The 15,407-nt window shown below is 61.5% G+C and carries 13 protein-coding genes and 1 tRNA gene; 5 read left to right on the top strand and 9 right to left on the bottom strand.

Translation table 11 applies throughout. The annotated features are described in order from the left end of the window. Nucleotides 1-63: 63 nt before the first annotated feature. From erpA to JG747_RS19000, 4 genes are all read left to right on the top strand, one after another. Nucleotides 64-411 carry an iron-sulfur cluster insertion protein ErpA gene (gene erpA, locus JG747_RS19015; RefSeq protein ID WP_019858570.1) on the top strand — a complete coding sequence of 116 codons (348 nt, stop codon included), beginning with the start codon at nucleotides 64-66 and terminating at the stop codon, nucleotides 409-411. A 4-nt stretch (nucleotides 412-415) separates the two neighbouring features. Continuing rightward, nucleotides 416-808 carry a VOC family protein gene (locus JG747_RS19010; protein ID WP_019858571.1) on the top strand — a complete coding sequence of 131 codons (393 nt, stop codon included), beginning with the start codon at nucleotides 416-418 and terminating at the stop codon, nucleotides 806-808. Between the two features lie 7 nt (nucleotides 809-815). Continuing rightward, nucleotides 816-1,610 (top strand): exodeoxyribonuclease III, encoded by a 795-nt coding sequence (gene xth / locus JG747_RS19005; protein ID WP_202359806.1) that lies wholly within the window; start codon nucleotides 816-818, stop codon nucleotides 1,608-1,610. 72 nt (nucleotides 1,611-1,682) lie between these two features. After that, complete coding sequence (locus JG747_RS19000; RefSeq protein WP_038647255.1) at nucleotides 1,683-2,000, top strand: hypothetical protein; 318 nt, start codon at nucleotides 1,683-1,685, stop codon at nucleotides 1,998-2,000. Nucleotides 2,001-2,049: 49 nt separating this feature from the next. Here JG747_RS19000 and JG747_RS18995 read toward each other — a convergent pair whose 3' ends face one another. The 5 genes from JG747_RS18995 to JG747_RS18975 all read right to left on the bottom strand — a co-directional run bounded on the left by JG747_RS18995 (nucleotide 2,050) and on the right by JG747_RS18975 (nucleotide 10,874). Next, on the bottom strand, nucleotides 2,050-2,880 hold the full coding sequence (locus JG747_RS18995; RefSeq protein ID WP_019858575.1) for a tetratricopeptide repeat protein: 831 nt from the start codon (nucleotides 2,878-2,880) through the stop codon (nucleotides 2,050-2,052). After that, complete coding sequence (gene ilvD / locus JG747_RS18990; protein ID WP_038647257.1) at nucleotides 2,867-4,591, bottom strand: dihydroxy-acid dehydratase; 1,725 nt, start codon at nucleotides 4,589-4,591, stop codon at nucleotides 2,867-2,869. Before ilvD ends, JG747_RS18995 begins: the two co-directional genes overlap by 14 nt. Before the next feature lie 290 nt (nucleotides 4,592-4,881). Then, on the bottom strand, nucleotides 4,882-6,174 hold the full coding sequence (locus JG747_RS18985) for an OmpP1/FadL family transporter (RefSeq protein WP_064984132.1): 1,293 nt from the start codon (nucleotides 6,172-6,174) through the stop codon (nucleotides 4,882-4,884). 390 nt (nucleotides 6,175-6,564) lie between these two features. Next, entirely contained in the window at nucleotides 6,565-7,731 is a 1,167-nt protein-coding gene (locus JG747_RS18980) for an outer membrane protein transport protein (protein WP_019858578.1), read from the bottom strand. Between the two features lie 359 nt (nucleotides 7,732-8,090). After that, entirely contained in the window at nucleotides 8,091-10,874 is a 2,784-nt protein-coding gene (locus JG747_RS18975; RefSeq protein ID WP_202359805.1) for a valine--tRNA ligase, read from the bottom strand. Between the two features lie 265 nt (nucleotides 10,875-11,139). Between JG747_RS18975 and JG747_RS18970 the strand changes: the two genes are divergently transcribed. After that, nucleotides 11,140-11,772 carry a bleomycin resistance protein gene (locus JG747_RS18970; RefSeq protein ID WP_019858581.1) on the top strand — a complete coding sequence of 211 codons (633 nt, stop codon included), beginning with the start codon at nucleotides 11,140-11,142 and terminating at the stop codon, nucleotides 11,770-11,772. A gap of 59 nt (nucleotides 11,773-11,831) precedes the next feature. Here JG747_RS18970 and JG747_RS18965 read toward each other — a convergent pair whose 3' ends face one another. The 4 genes from JG747_RS18965 to JG747_RS18950 all read right to left on the bottom strand — a co-directional run bounded on the left by JG747_RS18965 (nucleotide 11,832) and on the right by JG747_RS18950 (nucleotide 15,367). Continuing rightward, complete coding sequence (locus JG747_RS18965; protein ID WP_202359804.1) at nucleotides 11,832-12,665, bottom strand: PopZ family protein; 834 nt, start codon at nucleotides 12,663-12,665, stop codon at nucleotides 11,832-11,834. Nucleotides 12,666-12,968: 303 nt separating this feature from the next. Continuing rightward, nucleotides 12,969-14,354 (bottom strand): TolC family outer membrane protein, encoded by a 1,386-nt coding sequence (locus JG747_RS18960; RefSeq protein ID WP_027046920.1) that lies wholly within the window; start codon nucleotides 14,352-14,354, stop codon nucleotides 12,969-12,971. Between the two features lie 179 nt (nucleotides 14,355-14,533). Beyond that, nucleotides 14,534-15,202 carry a protein-L-isoaspartate O-methyltransferase family protein gene (locus tag JG747_RS18955; RefSeq protein WP_038647265.1) on the bottom strand — a complete coding sequence of 223 codons (669 nt, stop codon included), beginning with the start codon at nucleotides 15,200-15,202 and terminating at the stop codon, nucleotides 14,534-14,536. A 91-nt stretch (nucleotides 15,203-15,293) separates the two neighbouring features. Next, nucleotides 15,294-15,367 (bottom strand) — tRNA-Cys (locus JG747_RS18950). Nucleotides 15,368-15,407 lie beyond the last annotated feature (40 nt).

Genomic DNA, 15,407 nt, shown 5'->3' with positions numbered 1-15,407 from the left:
GCAGTTGACTTGGCCCCTCGCGCTTCATACCTATCATGTGAAACCGAAAGCAAGGTGACGCCCATGGGCGCTGATGCCAAGACCGCGATGAAAGTCGACATGACCGAGGCCGCCGCCAGGCGGATCGCCAAGATTGTCTCTGGCGAGGCCGGCAAGACGGCGCTGCGCGTTTCCGTCGAAGGCGGCGGCTGCTCCGGATTTTCCTACAAATTCGATCTGGTCGACACGCGCAACGACGACGACGTCGCCATCGAGAAGGACGGCGCGACCGTGCTGATCGACGATTTGTCGCTGGTCTATATGGGCGGCTCGGTGATCGATTTCGTCGACGATCTGATGGGCCAGTCCTTCCAGATCCGCAATCCGAACGCCGTCGCCTCCTGCGGCTGCGGCACGAGCTTCTCCGTCTAACGGCATGCCTGCCATCGGCGCGGTCCGTCAGGTCGCGCTGTCGGCTGGACGCGATCTTGATTCGACGCTGGCCTTCTGGCGTGACGTGCTCGGCATGGGCGTTCATGCCCGCTATGATCCGCCGGGCATTGCCTTCATCATGGCCGGCAATGTGAGGCTGCTGTTCACCGACGGCGTTCCGGCCGGCATAGTCTATCTCGACATTAGGGGCCTCGAAGCCTTCCACGCCAAGGCGAAAGCCGCGGGCGTCCCCTTCACCGCGCCACCGGCGCTCGTGCATCGCGATACCGAAGGCACCTTCGGACCGCCGGGGGAAAGCGAGTGGATGGCCTTCCTAAAGGACCCGGCAGGCAATACGATCGGCCTGGTCGAACGCCACCCGTCGCAGGAAGAATAAGGCCGCCATGAAAATCGTCACCTGGAACATCAACGGCGTTCGCGCCCGCATCGGCAATCTCACTCATTGGCTGACCGAGAGCGCGCCCGACATCGTCTGCCTGCAGGAGATCAAGACGGTCGACGAGCAGTTCCCGCGCGCCGAGATCGAGGCGCTTGGCTACAATGTCGAAACCCATGGCCAGAAAGGTTTCAACGGCGTGGCGCTGCTATCGAAACTGCGCTTTGACGAGGTCACCAGAGGCCTGCCGGGCGACGAGGCCGACGAACAGGCGCGCTTCATCGAAGGTGTGTTCTCGACCGACAAGGGCGCGTTGCGCGTCGCCTCGCTCTATCTGCCGAACGGCAATCCGATCGATGACGACAAAAAATTCCCCTACAAGCTGAACTGGATGGAGCGGCTGGAGCGCTGGGCCGAAGAGCGGCTGAGGCTGGAAGAGGCGCTTGTGCTGGCCGGCGACTACAACGTCATTCCCGAGCCGATCGACGCACGCTTTCCGGAGAACTGGCTGGGCGACGCGCTGTTCCAGCCGCAGACGCGGCAGGCCTTCCGCCGGCTGCTCAATCTCGGTTTCACCGAAGCGGTGCGCGCGGTCACCGATGCACCCGACACCTACACCTTCTGGGACTATCAGGCCGGCGCCTGGCAGAAGAACAACGGCATCCGCATCGACCATCTGCTGCTGTCGCCGGAAGCCGCCAACCGCTTCTCGTCGGCCGCGATCGAAAAGCATGTGCGCGCCTGGGAAAAACCGTCCGATCACGTGCCGGTGGCGATCGATCTCGCCCTGCAGCCGGCCTGACCGGGGTCCTTCTGCCGTCGATTTGTCTGGACGTTGTATCGCCACAAATCGGGCGCATGATGGACAATCATCATGGCGGCTGGGGTTCCCATGACCATTCGATTTGTTGCTTGTCCGATCGGCTTGGCATTTGCCACGGCCGCCATGGTGCCTGCTTTCGCCGCCCCGGAATGTCTTGCCAATGGAAAGTCCTATCCGGTCGGCCAGGTCGCCTGCCTGACGGTTGCCGACCAGAGCCATCTGGCGCGCTGCGAGATGGTGCTCAACAACACATCCTGGACGAAGATCGGCGACAGCTGCCCCGGAAACACGATGGCGCCGCACCTGCACGTAACGCCGATCTCGACGCCCGCGCCCAGCATGGTGCCGACGGAGCCAACCGAGAATTGATTTTCTGACTGACTGATCTCCCCCTGTTGGAGGAGAACGGCAGACGACCTTATTGGTCTGCGTTGGTGGTGCCCTTGGTCAGGATGTCATCGGCCAGCGAAATCGCCGTGCGCCGGTCGGCCTCGCCGGCGGCAGCAAAAGCCTCTTCCTGCATGCCACGGATCCAGGGCTGATCGGCAGGGGACGCGCGCTCGAGTGCGGCGGTCATCATCGCCAGGCCGCGAACGATCTTGCCGCTCTGGAACAAGAGATGGCCAAGCGTCGCCTGCGCGCCGGCATGGCCCTTTTCGGCGGCGAGCTGGAACCAGCGCCCGGCCTGCTTGACGCTGGCCTTCACGCCGCCCTCGCCCTTCAGGAACATCTGCCCCATCTCGAACTGGGCGTTCGGGTTGCGGTAGTTGGCGGCGGCGCGCATGTAATATTCCTGTGCCGCCACCTCGTTCTCGGTGACCGGGCTGCCCGGAATGCCCTTGCGCAGATAATCGCCGAGCGCCACCAGCGCGTCGGAGACGTAGCTCTCTTCCGGCGAACCGGGCTCGACATCCTGGTCGACGATCTCGGAGAAGAACTTGAACGCCTCATAGTCGTCGCGCGCCACGCCGTCGCCCTCTGCATACATGCGGGCAAGTTTCCAGGTGGCGCCGATCTGGCCGTTTTCGGCGGCGTATTTATAGGCTTCGGCGGCCTGTTCCTTGTGGCCGTTCTTGTAGGCGGAGAAGCCGAACTGGAACACCGCCCAGGGGCTGGACTGCGGCTTCACGCCGGTCTTGTCGTCGAACACCTTGTCGTCAAAGGCCACAGCCTGGCCCACGGCGCCAAAGATCGCCGCAGCGACCAGTGCCGGAAGGACAGATGACCTCAACAACTCAGATATCCGCATAGCAGTGTGTTTCTTTCGCACCGCCCGGATGGGTGACCGCGCCATCTCTGGCCGACCCGACCGTCTGTGCGTATTTCCATATCGCGCCCGACTGGTAGTCAGTCGTGCGTGCCTTCCATGTCTTGGCCCGCGCCGCCAGTTCGCTATCCGACAGCGCCACTTCGATCGTGCCGTTCACGGCGTCGATCGAAATCACGTCACCATCCCGGATCAGGCCGATCGGGCCGCCCACCGCCGCTTCCGGTCCGACATGACCGATGCAGAAGCCGCGCGTCGCGCCCGAGAAGCGGCCGTCGGTGATCAGCGCCACCTTGCCGCCCATGCCCTGGCCGTAGAGCGCTGCCGTCGTCGACAGCATCTCGCGCATGCCGGGACCGCCGCGCGGCCCTTCGTAGCGAATGACCAGAACCTCGCCTTCCCTGTAGTTGCGATGCGTCACCGCCTCGAAACATTCCTCTTCCGAATCGAAGCAGCGCGCCGGGCCGGAGAATTTCAACTCCGCCATGCCCGCGACCTTCACGATCGCGCCTTCGGGGGCAAGGTTTCCCTTCAAGCCCACGACGCCGCCGGTTTGGGTAATTGGTCTGTTGGCCGGGCGGACCACATCCTGGTGTTCATTCCAGGCAACGTGCTCCATGTTTTCGGCCAAAGTGCGGCCAGTGACCGTCAGGCAATCGCCGTGCAGATAGCCGTGGTCGAGCAACGTCTTCATCAACAGCGGAATGCCGCCGGCCTCGAACATGTCCTTGGCGACATATTTGCCGCCAGGCTTGAGGTCGGCAATGTAGGGCGTCTTCTCGAAAATCTTCGCGACATCGAAGAGATCGAATTTGATGCCTGCCTCATGTGCGATCGCCGGCAGATGCAGGGCAGCATTGGTCGAGCCGCCGGTGGCGGAAACCACGGTCGCCGCGTTCTCCAGCGCCTTCAGCGTGACGATGTCGCGCGGCCGGATGTTTTTGGCAATCAGCTCCATGATCTTTTCGCCGGAGGCGAAATTGAAGCGGTCGCGCATTTCGTAAGGCGCCGGCGCGCCGCAGGAATATGGCAGCGCCAGGCCGATCGCCTCGGCGACGGTCGCCATGGTGTTGGCGGTGAACTGGGCGCCGCAGGAACCGGCCGACGGACAGGCGGCCTGCTCGATCTCGAGCAGTTCGGCATCGCCGATCGTGCCGACCGAATGCTGGCCGACCGCCTCGAACACATCCTGCACGGTGATCTGGCGGCCGCGATAGCTGCCGGGCAGGATCGAACCGCCATAGATGAAGATCGACGGCACGTTGAGCCGCACCATGGCCATCATCATGCCGGGCAGCGACTTGTCGCAGCCGGCGAGGCCGACCAGCGCATCGTAGCAATGGCCGCGCATGGTGAGTTCGACCGAATCGGCGATGACCTCGCGCGACACCAGCGACGACTTCATGCCCTGGTGGCCCATGGCAATGCCGTCGGTGACGGTGATGGTGCAGAATTCGCGCGGCGTTCCATTGGCGGCGGCGACGCCCTTCTTGACCACTTGCGCCTGGCGCATCAACGAGATGTTGCAGGGGGCGGCTTCGTTCCAGCAGGAGGCAACGCCGACCAGCGGCTGCGCGATCTCGGCGGCGGAAAGCCCCATGGCATAGAGATAGGACCGGTGCGGCGCACGCGCCGGACCGACAGTCACATAGCGGCTAGGGAGCTTAGCCTTTGAAATGACCTTGGCGTCCATTCTCATCCTTGCCGCGGGCGGTGCGGCCTGCCCCATCGCCGAGCCTTTTGGCGCGTGTCCCGAGACAAGTTCGAGGTGCGCCGGGTTTATGGCGGGAAATAGGCAATCTCCCCGGCCTGACTTCTAGCGCAGGGGTTGTTCAGAAAGTGTTGCCAAAACGTCACAATCGCACGAGGCGGTCCCGGTGCGGCTTATATGCAACGCAGCTTGGATACCGGAATCACCGACGATGCCGGCCCAGACGAAAAAGGCCGGGCAATGCCCGGCCTTTTAAAAGGATTTTCAATATCTTAGAACTTGATCTTGAGACCCCCGGAAATCGCCGTGACCAGATCGTTGCCGAAGTCATAGCTGACGTCGGTGCCGGCCGGATAACCGTTCTCATCCGTGAGCACCCCGGAATGGCCGCTGGTCAGCACACCTATCGCGCCTGCCAGGCGAAGTTCGATGTTCGGTCGCGGCGTGTAGGCCACCCCGCCGCCCAACGTCCAGGTATCGCTCTGATCACCGTAACCATGCGACGTACCCCGGTCCCATGAAATCTGCACGGCGCCGCTCCATTGCTCATTGAACTGATGACCAATGCCGCCGGTGACCGTCCAGCCATCACGGTACATCAAGTCGAGCGAGGTTAGCCTGACAGGGCTGGGGGAAACTGACGTACAGGGTGCGATACCTTTGCTTGCCGTTGAGCAGATCGGAATACTTTGCAGCACGCTCCAATTGACCCACTTGATCGAACCGAAAGCGAGCCAGCCAGGAGCGATGCCTGATTGAAGCTTTAATTCCACGGAATCCGGCATCTTCGCCGAACCGTAAATGTCTGTCACAGCCGAAGAACCAGGAGGCAGGAAAGCCGCGATCGGAGCCAAGGATGTGGTATCGAGCGTGCCCGAAATGTTGTCGAGTTTGACCTGCGAATTGTAAACGAGACTGGCACGCAAAGCGATGTCGGGAATTTCGTAGGCGATACCGGCTCGCCATCCCCAGCCGTCTGCCTTCAGATCGACACGACCGACGAAATTGGCGGGGACAGGGAAGACGCCTGACAGGTCAGGAACACCGCCAATATAGCTTGTCTTGAAGCCGTAGACTTCTTGATAGAACGCGCCGCCGATGAAGCGAAGCTGGCCCTTGCCGACATCCATCTTGTAAGAGCAGGTGCCAGCGTAATTGTTGCTCTTGATGTTGGTTTCGATGTTGGAATACGAGCCGTTCCAAATACCCGGGCTCGAACTCGCCCCCCATGGCTGCGAGTAATCAAGCAGGCAGTCCACGCCGTGGCCGAGTGACGCCTTTACGCCAAAGTAAGGCACCCAATAGTCGTCCGTGTTGCGCGTCGAGCTATTGCCGCTAAGCGGGGCCGGGTTTCCCGACGTGTCGACCGCGTTCTTTAGTTTGCGGTGTGGTGAAACATAGGTCGCGTCAGTGTTCACGGTAAACGGCGCCGGATCGAACAGCAGATCGATGTCGTAGCCACCTCGTTCAATGCCGCCGGCATGCGCCCCGTTTATCGTGGTGCCGACCAAAGCAAGCGAAAAGCACCCCGCCCCCAGCAGTGCTTTCAGACGCAGATTGTACATGAATCGCCTCCCCGAATTCGAGCACGACCCAAGCAAAACCACTTGCACGGCTAACACAACAACGATTTCAAGAGGCGTACACGTACGTATTCAGCGATTGCGTTCTGCGTCGCGGTGTCGGGCGACATGAACCAAGTAAAATTGCCGATTTTCGAGTGCATCCCCATAAAAATCCGGAGAAAATCAGCCAAAACCGCGCAAAAAGGTGTCCTGAAGGCCAATCTGGGCGCTGTAGCATTATGGCAACATCGTGCCAAAAAAGCTTCCGTTTACGTCAAGATCACCTTAGTTAAGCAACTGCTTTTGGAGCGACGGCGCATCCATGGGAGTCGGAGGCCGAAAAGAAAAGGCCGGGCAATGCCCGGCCTTTTGCTCAACAGATCAAAGGCGTTACCACTTGATGCTGTAACCAGCCGAGAGTGCATAGCCCCAATCACCGTCCACGGAACGGTTGAAGCCATTTCGGGGGTCGGGGCTGCCAGGAACATAACTGTTGTTGTATTGGGTCTCGGAAACGGAGGCCAGATAGACTGCCGCTACACCCAGGCGCAATTCGCCACCCAACTTGTCCTTCATCGAAACACCCGTGCCGATCGTATAGCTGTCGCCAGTCAGGTCCCAACCAGTGCTAACGCCGCGGTCATAGGATGCAAAAACAGTCCCTGAGATCTGATCGTTGAACTTATGACCGATGCCGCCGGTGACCGTCCAACCGTCACGCCAGAAATACAGATTGCCGCTGTTCAACGCCAACGCCGGCACGTTCAGCATCAGCGTTTCCGTAACAGACCAATCCGTCCACTTCACGCTACCGTAGGCGAGCCAGCCCGGAGCGATACCAGTTTGCGCCTTGAATTCGACTGATTGGGGAAAGTTGGCTTCCCCCGTTGCTCCGCCGGGAAGAGCCCCTCCCAGAAAGCTTGCCGTACCGGAGGCATTGATGTCGACGCCAGAGCGGTACATCAATTGGGTGCGGAGCGCGATTTCCGGAATTTCATAAGCAATGCCGGCACGCCAACCGATATTGCTGTCATGCAGGCTGACGCCAAGGACGGGTATGCTTGTCCCCAAAGGAGCACCGGCAACGAGCCGGTAGTCGGTGACTTCGTTGTAGACGCCACCAATAAGCCAGATACGGCCTTTGCTGAGATCGAACTTCAACCCGCAAGTCGCACCATATTCATACATGGTGAAGTCTTCATTCAGCTTGCCGAGCGTGCCGCTCGAACGCGACCACGTCGCGTTACCGCCATATGATTGCGTGAGAGTGCCGGCACAGGAGAGACTGTCTGACAGCTTGAACTTAACGGCGGCCGATGGAATGGCGTAACTGTCCGCGTAGTTCTCCCCGACCAGATAGGGATTCATCGGGTTCACCGAATATTTCCGGGTCGGCGCGACATAGGTCACGCTGGTGCGCATATTGAAATTGCCGTCTTCAAAAAGAATATCGGTATCGGCGGTGCCGCGCGAAAAACCGCCAGCGTGCGCCGAGCCCATCAAAGTCAGCGAAAAGCACCCTGCCCCCAGCAGTGCTTTCAGACGCAAATTGTTCATGGATGTCCTCCCCGAATAACTAGTGCGTCAAGCTAGAGCCAATTCAGGTTAACGGTGCAATAACGAATTCGCGGGGCGTACATGTACATGCTCGCCAAAGGCATTTTCGACAAAATGCAGTTAGGTATCGCAAGGCCGAAAAACGGTCCTGCGCGTGCTTATCCGACCGAAAAATGAGGAAGATTCGTTTCAAAAGGCTCAAAAATAGCCATTTTCAGGGGCTTTCGGCCCCATTGTTACATTATGGCAACAATGGGGCTAAAACTTCCGTTTACGTCAAAATTAACGCAACGGAATGCCTACTTTCGAGGCAAAAGGATTGTCATTTTAGAGATGACTAAGGTCCAGCGAATCTATCCTCAACCGGCATCGCGAACCCTGGTCAACGCCACCGAGAGCTTGTCCTGCGCGTCGCGATATTCGGCGAGCTTTTCGCGCTCGGCGTCGACGATCTCGGCCGGGGCGCTGGCGACGAATCTTTCATTCGACAGCTTCTTGTGCAGGCGCGCGATCTCCTCGGTCACCTTGGCCAGTTCCTTCTGCAGCCGGGCAGCCTCGGCGGAGAGATCGATCAGGCTGCCGAGCGGCAGGCAGATTGTCGCCTCGTTGAGGACGATCTGCGCCGCGCCCTTGGGAGCCGTGTCGGCCAACGAGATGTCGCCGACGCGGGCCAGCCGCTTGATCGCCGAGTCCTCGCGAACCAGCCGCTCGCGCGTCACATCATTGGCGCCGACCACGACCAGCGGCGCGATCGCCGCCGGCGGCACGTTCATCTCGGAACGCACCGAGCGGATGCCGGAGACCAGGTCGACCAGCCAGTTGATGTCGGCGGCGGCATCCGCGTCCTCGAAGTCGGGCGACGGCCAGGCGGCGTGACACAACAGCGAATCGCGCTCCTTGCCCTCGCCCGCCGTCTGCGCCCACAGCTCTTCCGTCATGAACGGCATCATCGGATGCAGGAGCTTGTAGATTTCGTCGAGCACGAAGGCGACGCAGGCGCGGCTCTCGGCCTTGGCCGCCTCGTCCGTGCCCATGAACACCGGCTTCAAGAGTTCCAGATACCAGTCGCAGAACAGGTTCCAGACGAAGCGGTAGGCAGATCCTGCCGCTTCGTTGAAGCGGTATGAAGTGATGCCGTCGGTGATCTCGCGCGCGGCCCGCGTCAACTCGGTCAGGATCCAGCGGTTGACCGCAAGCTTGGCATCATTCAGCCAGAAATCGTCGTTGCGCGCGACTTCGTTCATCTCGGCGAAGCGCGTCGCGTTCCACAGCTTGGTGCCGAAATTGCGGTAGCCGGCGATGCGCGCCGGGTCGAGCTTCACGTCGCGCCCTTGTGCCGCCATCACGGTCAAGGTGAAGCGCAACGCATCGGCGCCATATTCATCGATGAGGTCGAGCGGATCGATGACGTTGCCTTTCGACTTCGACATCTTGGCACCGTTCTTGTCGCGCACCAACGCGTGAACATAGACGGTGTGGAACGGCTCCTCGTCCATGAAATGCAAGCCCATCATCATCATGCGGGCAACCCAGAAGAAGATGATGTCGAAGCCGGTCACCAGCACGTCGGTCTGGTAATAGGTCTTCAGCTCCGGCGTCTGGTCCGGCCAGCCCAAAGTCGAGAATGGCCACAGCGCCGAGGAGAACCAGGTGTCGAGCACATCCTCGTCGCGGTTCAGGATCTCGCCCGGCTGGAAGTTTTCCAGCTTGTCCTCGACCCAGGCCTTCCACGGGCCTTCGAGCGCCAGGTAATATTCGATCGCCGCGCTCAGCGCCTCTTCCTCGGTCTTCTCGACGAAGACGCGCCCATCCGGCCCGTACCAGGCCGGAATCTGATGGCCCCACCACAGCTGGCGCGAGATGCACCAGGGCTGGATGTTCTCCATCCAGTCGAAATAGGTCTTTTCCCAATTCTTCGGCACGAAGTTGGTACGGCCTTCGCGCGCGGAGGCGATCGCCGGCTTGGCCAGTTCCGCCGCGTTGGCGTACCACTGCTCGGTCAGGAACGGCTCGATCGGCACGCCGCCGCGGTCGCCATGCGGCACGGCATGGCGATGTGGCTCGACCTTTTCCAGGAAGCCGCCTTCTTCCATCAGATCAACGATCTTCTTGCGCGCGACGAAACGGTCGAGCCCGTCAAGCTCGTCCCAGACGGCCTGGCGCTCCGGCGTCGCATCGAGACCGGCGAGGAAGTCTTCATTGTCCTTCAACTTGATGGCGGCTTCGATGGTCAGGATGTTGATCGCCGGCAGCTTGTGGCGCTTGCCGACCTCGAAGTCGTTGAAATCATGCGCCGGCGTGATCTTGACCGCGCCCGAGCCCTTTTCGGGGTCTGAATACTCGTCCGCGACCACTGGGATTTTTCTGCCGACGATCGGCAGCACGACGTTCTTGCCGACCAGATGCCGGTACCGCTCGTCATCCGGATGCACCGCCACCGCCGTATCGCCCAGCATCGTTTCCGGGCGCGTGGTCGCGACCGTGATGAAGGTTTTCGGATTTTCCGGATCGAAGGTCTCGCCCTCCAAGGGATAGCGGAAGTGCCAGAGATTGCCGTTGACCTCGTGCTGCTCGACCTCGAGGTCGGAGATCGCGGTTAAAAGTCTCGGGTCCCAGTTCACAAGGCGCTTGTCCTTGTAGATCAGCCCTTCCTTGTAGAGGGTGACGAAGACTTCGAGCACGGCCTTGGACAGGCCTTCATCCATGGTGAAGCGCTCGCGCGACCAGTCGGCCGAGGCGCCGAGCCGCTTTAGCTGGTTGAAGATGGTGCCGCCGGATTCGGCCTTCCACTCCCACACTTTCTCGATGAACTGCTCGCGCGTCAGGTCGCGGCGGTGAATCTGCTTCTCCATCAGCTGCCGCTCGACCACCATCTGCGTGGCGATGCCGGCATGGTCCATGCCCGGCTGCCACAACACGTTCTTGCCGCGCATGCGCTCGAAGCGCACCAGAATGTCCTGCAGCGTGTTGTTGAGCGCATGGCCCATATGCAGCGAGCCGGTGACGTTGGGCGGCGGAATGACGATGGTGAAGGCTTCGGCCCCCTCTTCCGCCCCGGCGCCGGCGCGGAAGGCGTCCGCCTCTTCCCACACTTTGGCGATCTTCGGCTCGACGGTCTTTGCGTCGTAGGTCTTTTCAAGCATGGGGAAACGGTCCGCGCTGTCGGGATTTTGCTGGTTCGGTGTAAATCGGAAGGTCTTGGCCAAGTCAACCGCAAGGGCCGCCTCGGTTCACCAGAAGCAAATAGTCGCTCCCGCCCACATTTCAACGGAGGGTCGTGGCGCTCGGCACTCGCAGCTTGACCACCGGGCGTCGTAGCCATACCGTGCGGACGCTGCAGTAGGGCGCATCGGCTTCCGGCCGGAGGGGCATTGCCCGCCTACGCCACCTCAACCCCGCAATGCGCCCATGCCGACCCTCGAACACCACAAGAAACAGGCCAAGCTCTATCTCAAATGGCACCGCGAGCGGTACTATCCCGTCGCCGCTGTGATTGGATGGCTCTTGCCGCGTTTTCACGATCTCAGCGACAGCCAGATCCTCGATCACGGCTTCAAGCTTGCCGATGCCCAGGAACTCGTCGCCAGAAAGTCAGGTTTCGAGAGCTGGCAGGCGCTGAAGGAAGGCCTTCAAACCGTGACCGATCATGCAGCAACAGACGCCGCGAAACCGCATCTCGCCTTTGCCGAGCCACAGCTGTTTGTCAGCGACATCGTAGCGGCCTGTAATTTCTATCGGCAAAAGCTCGGCTTCGAGACGCGCTTCACCTATGGCGAGCCGCCCTTCTACGCCCAAATCATCCGCGATGGCGCACGGCTCAACCTGCGCCATGTCGACAAGCCTCCACTCGCCGCCAATTCGACCGATGACCTACTGGCGGCGACGATCGTCGTCGACAACATCAAGGCCCTGTTTCTGGAGTGTCAGGCGGCCACGGCCCCGTTTCACCAGACATTGCGGACCGAACCCTGGGGCGCTCGCACGTTCATCGTCAAGGACCTCGACGGCAACCTCATCTGCTTCGCGACCAGCGCGGGCTGACCTCATCGACAAAAACGCCGCCTCACGGGCGGCGTTTCGAGAGTGATCGTTGGAGGAGATTACTGCGCGCCGCGCGCCACGCGCTCGATCTCCTCGCGCACCAGGCGCTCGACCAGCGTCGGCAGATTGTTGTCCAACCAGTCCTGCAGCATCGGCCGCAGCATCTCCTCGGCCATCTCGTCGAATGTCTTCTTGCTGCGGCTGGCAAAGGCATCGGACAACTCGCCGAAGGCCGCCGCGACCTGCCGGCCCGTGTGTTCGGAGAGGATTGCCGGGCGCGCCGCGGGCGCCTCATTTGCCCCCGCGCGCGCCTGGGCGTCGTCTGCCGGAGCCTCGTTTGAAGACGGCCGTTCGAACGCAGCCTCCACCACCGGTTCACTCGCCGGCGCTTCGGGCTGGGCGACCGGCTTGCGGATGCCCGGTATCGCTTTCGCCTGCTCTCCGACCGCCGCGATCTCGCGCCGCCAATCGGCAACGATGGCATCGCTTGTCGCGCTGGCCTGCGGGGCGGCCGGCGCTTCGGTCGCTGTGACGGGCGGCGGCTCCGCGGCGATCCTGGCGCTGACCTCGGCAAGCGTCATCGACGGCTTGAGCGGCACGGGATCGGCGCGCGTCTGCGATTCCATGCGCGCAATCACCGGCTCGGGCGATGGCGCCTGGACTTCCGCGAGCGCGACCGGCTTCCTGGTTTCGGGGGCAGCATGCAACTCGGCGCGAAAAGCATCGACATCGGCGGCGGGAGCCTCGCCCGGCGACGGCTCAAGATCCTGCCGCAGCTCTTCGGTCTCGCCCGGCTGCTTGCGACCGTTGTCGCTGTCCTCGATGATCCTCCTGATGGAAGCCAGTATCTCTTCCATGGAAGGTTCGCGCTGTGCGCTGCTTGCCGTTGCCATCGTCACATCCGCCGCCCTTGTGACCTGTTAGTCTTCCGCTCCGGCAGAAGCCGGATTCGAATCATGGCGACAGCGTAACCGACGGATCGCTGCACGAGAATCCCCAATCTGGGGACATGTGGGATTTCAACAGATTAGAAGCAATTCCGGGAAAAGTGTGAAAACGGCTTTCCCGGGAAAGCGCATAGCGCTTTCCCTCGGGAATTGCGTCAATGCAAAGGAATAGAGCAGGAAACCAGAGCGGAACCGGTTTCAAGCCAGGTTCCGCTCGGACGGGCCCGACACAAGTCGAGCCTCAGGCGTTTAGCGGCCGTCCGGCGTACGCACGCCGATCCACTTGTCCTTGACGGCGTTGTAGTGCTCTTCGGGCTTGTACTTGGTAACCTGCAAGGCAAGCCGATCGACCGACAGGCGACCCATCGCCGACAGGATGGCATAGCTCGCCACCACCACATCGTGTTCGGAATTGGCCTGGTTGATCTTGGCGGTGATGACGGCGGCCTGCGCGTTGAGGACGTCGAGGGTGGTCCTCTGGCCGACATTGCGCTCTTCGATGACGCCGTTCAGCGCCAGTTGCGCGGCGTCGATCACTTGCTTGTTGGCCGAGACGCTCTGCTGCGCGGCGGTGTATTGCGACCATGCGGTGGCAACGGCCTGGCGAACCTGGTCGCGGCTGACGTCGACCTGGATGCGGGCCTGGCCAAGCGATTCCTTGTTCTGCCGCACGACCGCCGAGGTCCGACCGCCCGAATAGATCGGAATGGTCAGCGTCGCACCGATATTGGCCGAGGTCGAATTGCCGTTGGAACCGGAAAGGTCGGGGATGGCGTTGCGGTAGTTTTCCGAAATGCCGGCCGACGCGGACAGCTGTGGCAACAGCGCGCCTTCCGCTGACTTCACCGAGAACGCCGCCGCGTCGACCAGATGCTGCGTAGCGAGAATGGCCGGGTGTTCATTAGCCCCGATCGCAATCGCCGCATCGAGGCTCGACGGCAGCAGCCTGCCCAACGGCGAAGCGGGCTTGAGCTTGCCCGGCTCGTCGCCGACGACCTGGTGGTAGGTCGCGGCACTGGCCAGCGCCTGCGCGCGGGCGGCACTCAGCGAGGCCACCGCCGAGGCACGCGAGGCATCGGCCTGCGCGACATCGGTGCGCGTGCCCTCACCAACCTCGAAACGCGAGCGCGCGGCACGCGCCTGCTCGGTCAGGAACTGCAGGTTCTGCTCCGTCAGCACCGCGATCTGCCGATCCCGGATCACGTCCATATAGGCCGTGGCTGCGCTGAACAGCGTGTTCTCTTCGGTATTGCGCAGGCTCTCGACCGATGCCTTTACCTGGGCTTCAGCCGCCGCCACGTTGTTTTTCGTCTGAAAGCCGTCAAACAGCGACTGGTTGATCTGAATGCCGTAACCGCCACTCGTCAGCTTCGAATTACCGCCGCCATTTGCCTGGCGCGTGTTTGTATAGTCGATGGAAGCCGATCCAGTAATCGTTGGGCGCCAGCCTGATTTGGCAATCGCCACGCCTTCGTCGGTGACGCGTACACCGGCGCGGGATGAATTCAGCGTGGAATTGTATTGATAAGCCTTGGCGAGCGCGCCTGTGATGGTTTCCGCCGAAGCGGTTAGTGGGGACAGCGCGGTCGCGGAGACGAGGACGGCGGCAAAAAAGCTCTTGGATACAGACGGCACGGGTATATCCCTCATTCGTTTCCCATGGGAACTACGCCGCTCCAGCTTCTCGTTAGAGCAGCCGGAGTGGCGTGTTTCATTCCCTGTCGCTCGGTCCCAAAGTGCCCCCAGTCTGGGATCGCAACGATTGTTCAAATGCAAGCGACCATGACAAAGCCTCTGCTGCAAGGCAAAATCATTCAGAATTCAAAAGCATGCTCACGTTCGAATCCAGGTAGTGGCTTAATTGCCGCATTAAATGCCCTTCTCCCGGTTACAACCCCCCCGGCCTTGAAAAAAAGTCGCGCAACGCCGGAATTGCCCCGCCCTTCGACCGCGACGAGTCGGCCGCCTTCGGCGAGCTGATCGAGCAACGGCGCCGGCACTTTCTCGACGCTGCCGCCGATGAAGATGACGTCATAGGGTGCCTTGGCCGCATGACCCTGCGCCAGCGCGCCCTGGACCACGGTCACATTGCCGCAGCCAAGGCCGGAAAGCGTCGATGCCGCGGTTTGCGCCAGCGTCGAATCGCTTTCGAGCGCCACGACCGACCTCGCCAGCCGCGACAGGATGGCTGAGGCGTATCCGGTGCCACAGCCGACGTCGAGCGCCGAATCGGTCGCATTGATCTCGGCCAGCTGCATCAGCTTGGCCAGCGGCGACGCTTCCATCAGATAGCGCGCACCATCGGCGCCGTCGGCAATGCGGATGTCCTCGTCGATATAGGCGAGATCGCGCTGGCGGTCGGCGACGAAGACCTCGCGCGGCACGGTAAGCATGGCCTCCAGCAGCGGGGCGCTGGTCACGTCGGTGGTGCGAACCTGACCGTCGACCATCTTGACGCGAAGCTCGGAGAAATCAGCGCTCATGTTCCAACCAATCCGCTTGCCGCGCCAGAACCGCGGTTCATTTCGATGAGAACGTCAGGCTCCGGCGCTGAGCGCGCGGGAGCCCGGGTATTGGAGGCCTCGCCCGGAATCGAACCGGGGTGCAAGGATTTGCAGTCCTCTGCGTAACCACTCCGCCACGAGGCCTCGTTGCTCCCGGCGTTCCACCCGGTTCCAATAGGTTGCG

This window comes from Mesorhizobium sp. 131-3-5 (assembly GCF_016756575.1).
Lineage (GTDB): Bacteria > Pseudomonadota > Alphaproteobacteria > Rhizobiales > Rhizobiaceae > Mesorhizobium > Mesorhizobium jarvisii.
The sequence above is the reverse complement of the archived record's forward strand: the minus strand, read 5'-3'. Positions and strand labels throughout refer to the sequence as shown.

Bases quoted from the DNA above. Each gene is read 5' to 3' on its own strand.
- erpA (WP_019858570.1), top strand. From the start codon at position 64: ATGGGCGCTGATGCCAAGACCGCGATGAAAGTCGACATGACCGAGGCC.
- JG747_RS19010 (WP_019858571.1), top strand. From the start codon at position 416: ATGCCTGCCATCGGCGCGGTCCGTCAGGTCGCGCTGTCGGCTGGACGC.
- xth (WP_202359806.1), top strand. From the start codon at position 816: ATGAAAATCGTCACCTGGAACATCAACGGCGTTCGCGCCCGCATCGGC.
- JG747_RS19000 (WP_038647255.1), top strand. From the start codon at position 1,683: ATGGCGGCTGGGGTTCCCATGACCATTCGATTTGTTGCTTGTCCGATC.
- JG747_RS18995 (WP_019858575.1), bottom strand. From the start codon at position 2,880: ATGCGGATATCTGAGTTGTTGAGGTCATCTGTCCTTCCGGCACTGGTC.
- ilvD (WP_038647257.1), bottom strand. From the start codon at position 4,591: ATGGACGCCAAGGTCATTTCAAAGGCTAAGCTCCCTAGCCGCTATGTG.
- JG747_RS18985 (WP_064984132.1), bottom strand. From the start codon at position 6,174: ATGTACAATCTGCGTCTGAAAGCACTGCTGGGGGCGGGGTGCTTTTCG.
- JG747_RS18980 (WP_019858578.1), bottom strand. From the start codon at position 7,731: ATGAACAATTTGCGTCTGAAAGCACTGCTGGGGGCAGGGTGCTTTTCG.
- JG747_RS18975 (WP_202359805.1), bottom strand. From the start codon at position 10,874: ATGCTTGAAAAGACCTACGACGCAAAGACCGTCGAGCCGAAGATCGCC.
- JG747_RS18970 (WP_019858581.1), top strand. From the start codon at position 11,140: ATGCCGACCCTCGAACACCACAAGAAACAGGCCAAGCTCTATCTCAAA.
- JG747_RS18965 (WP_202359804.1), bottom strand. From the start codon at position 12,665: ATGGCAACGGCAAGCAGCGCACAGCGCGAACCTTCCATGGAAGAGATA.
- JG747_RS18955 (WP_038647265.1), bottom strand. From the start codon at position 15,202: ATGAGCGCTGATTTCTCCGAGCTTCGCGTCAAGATGGTCGACGGTCAG.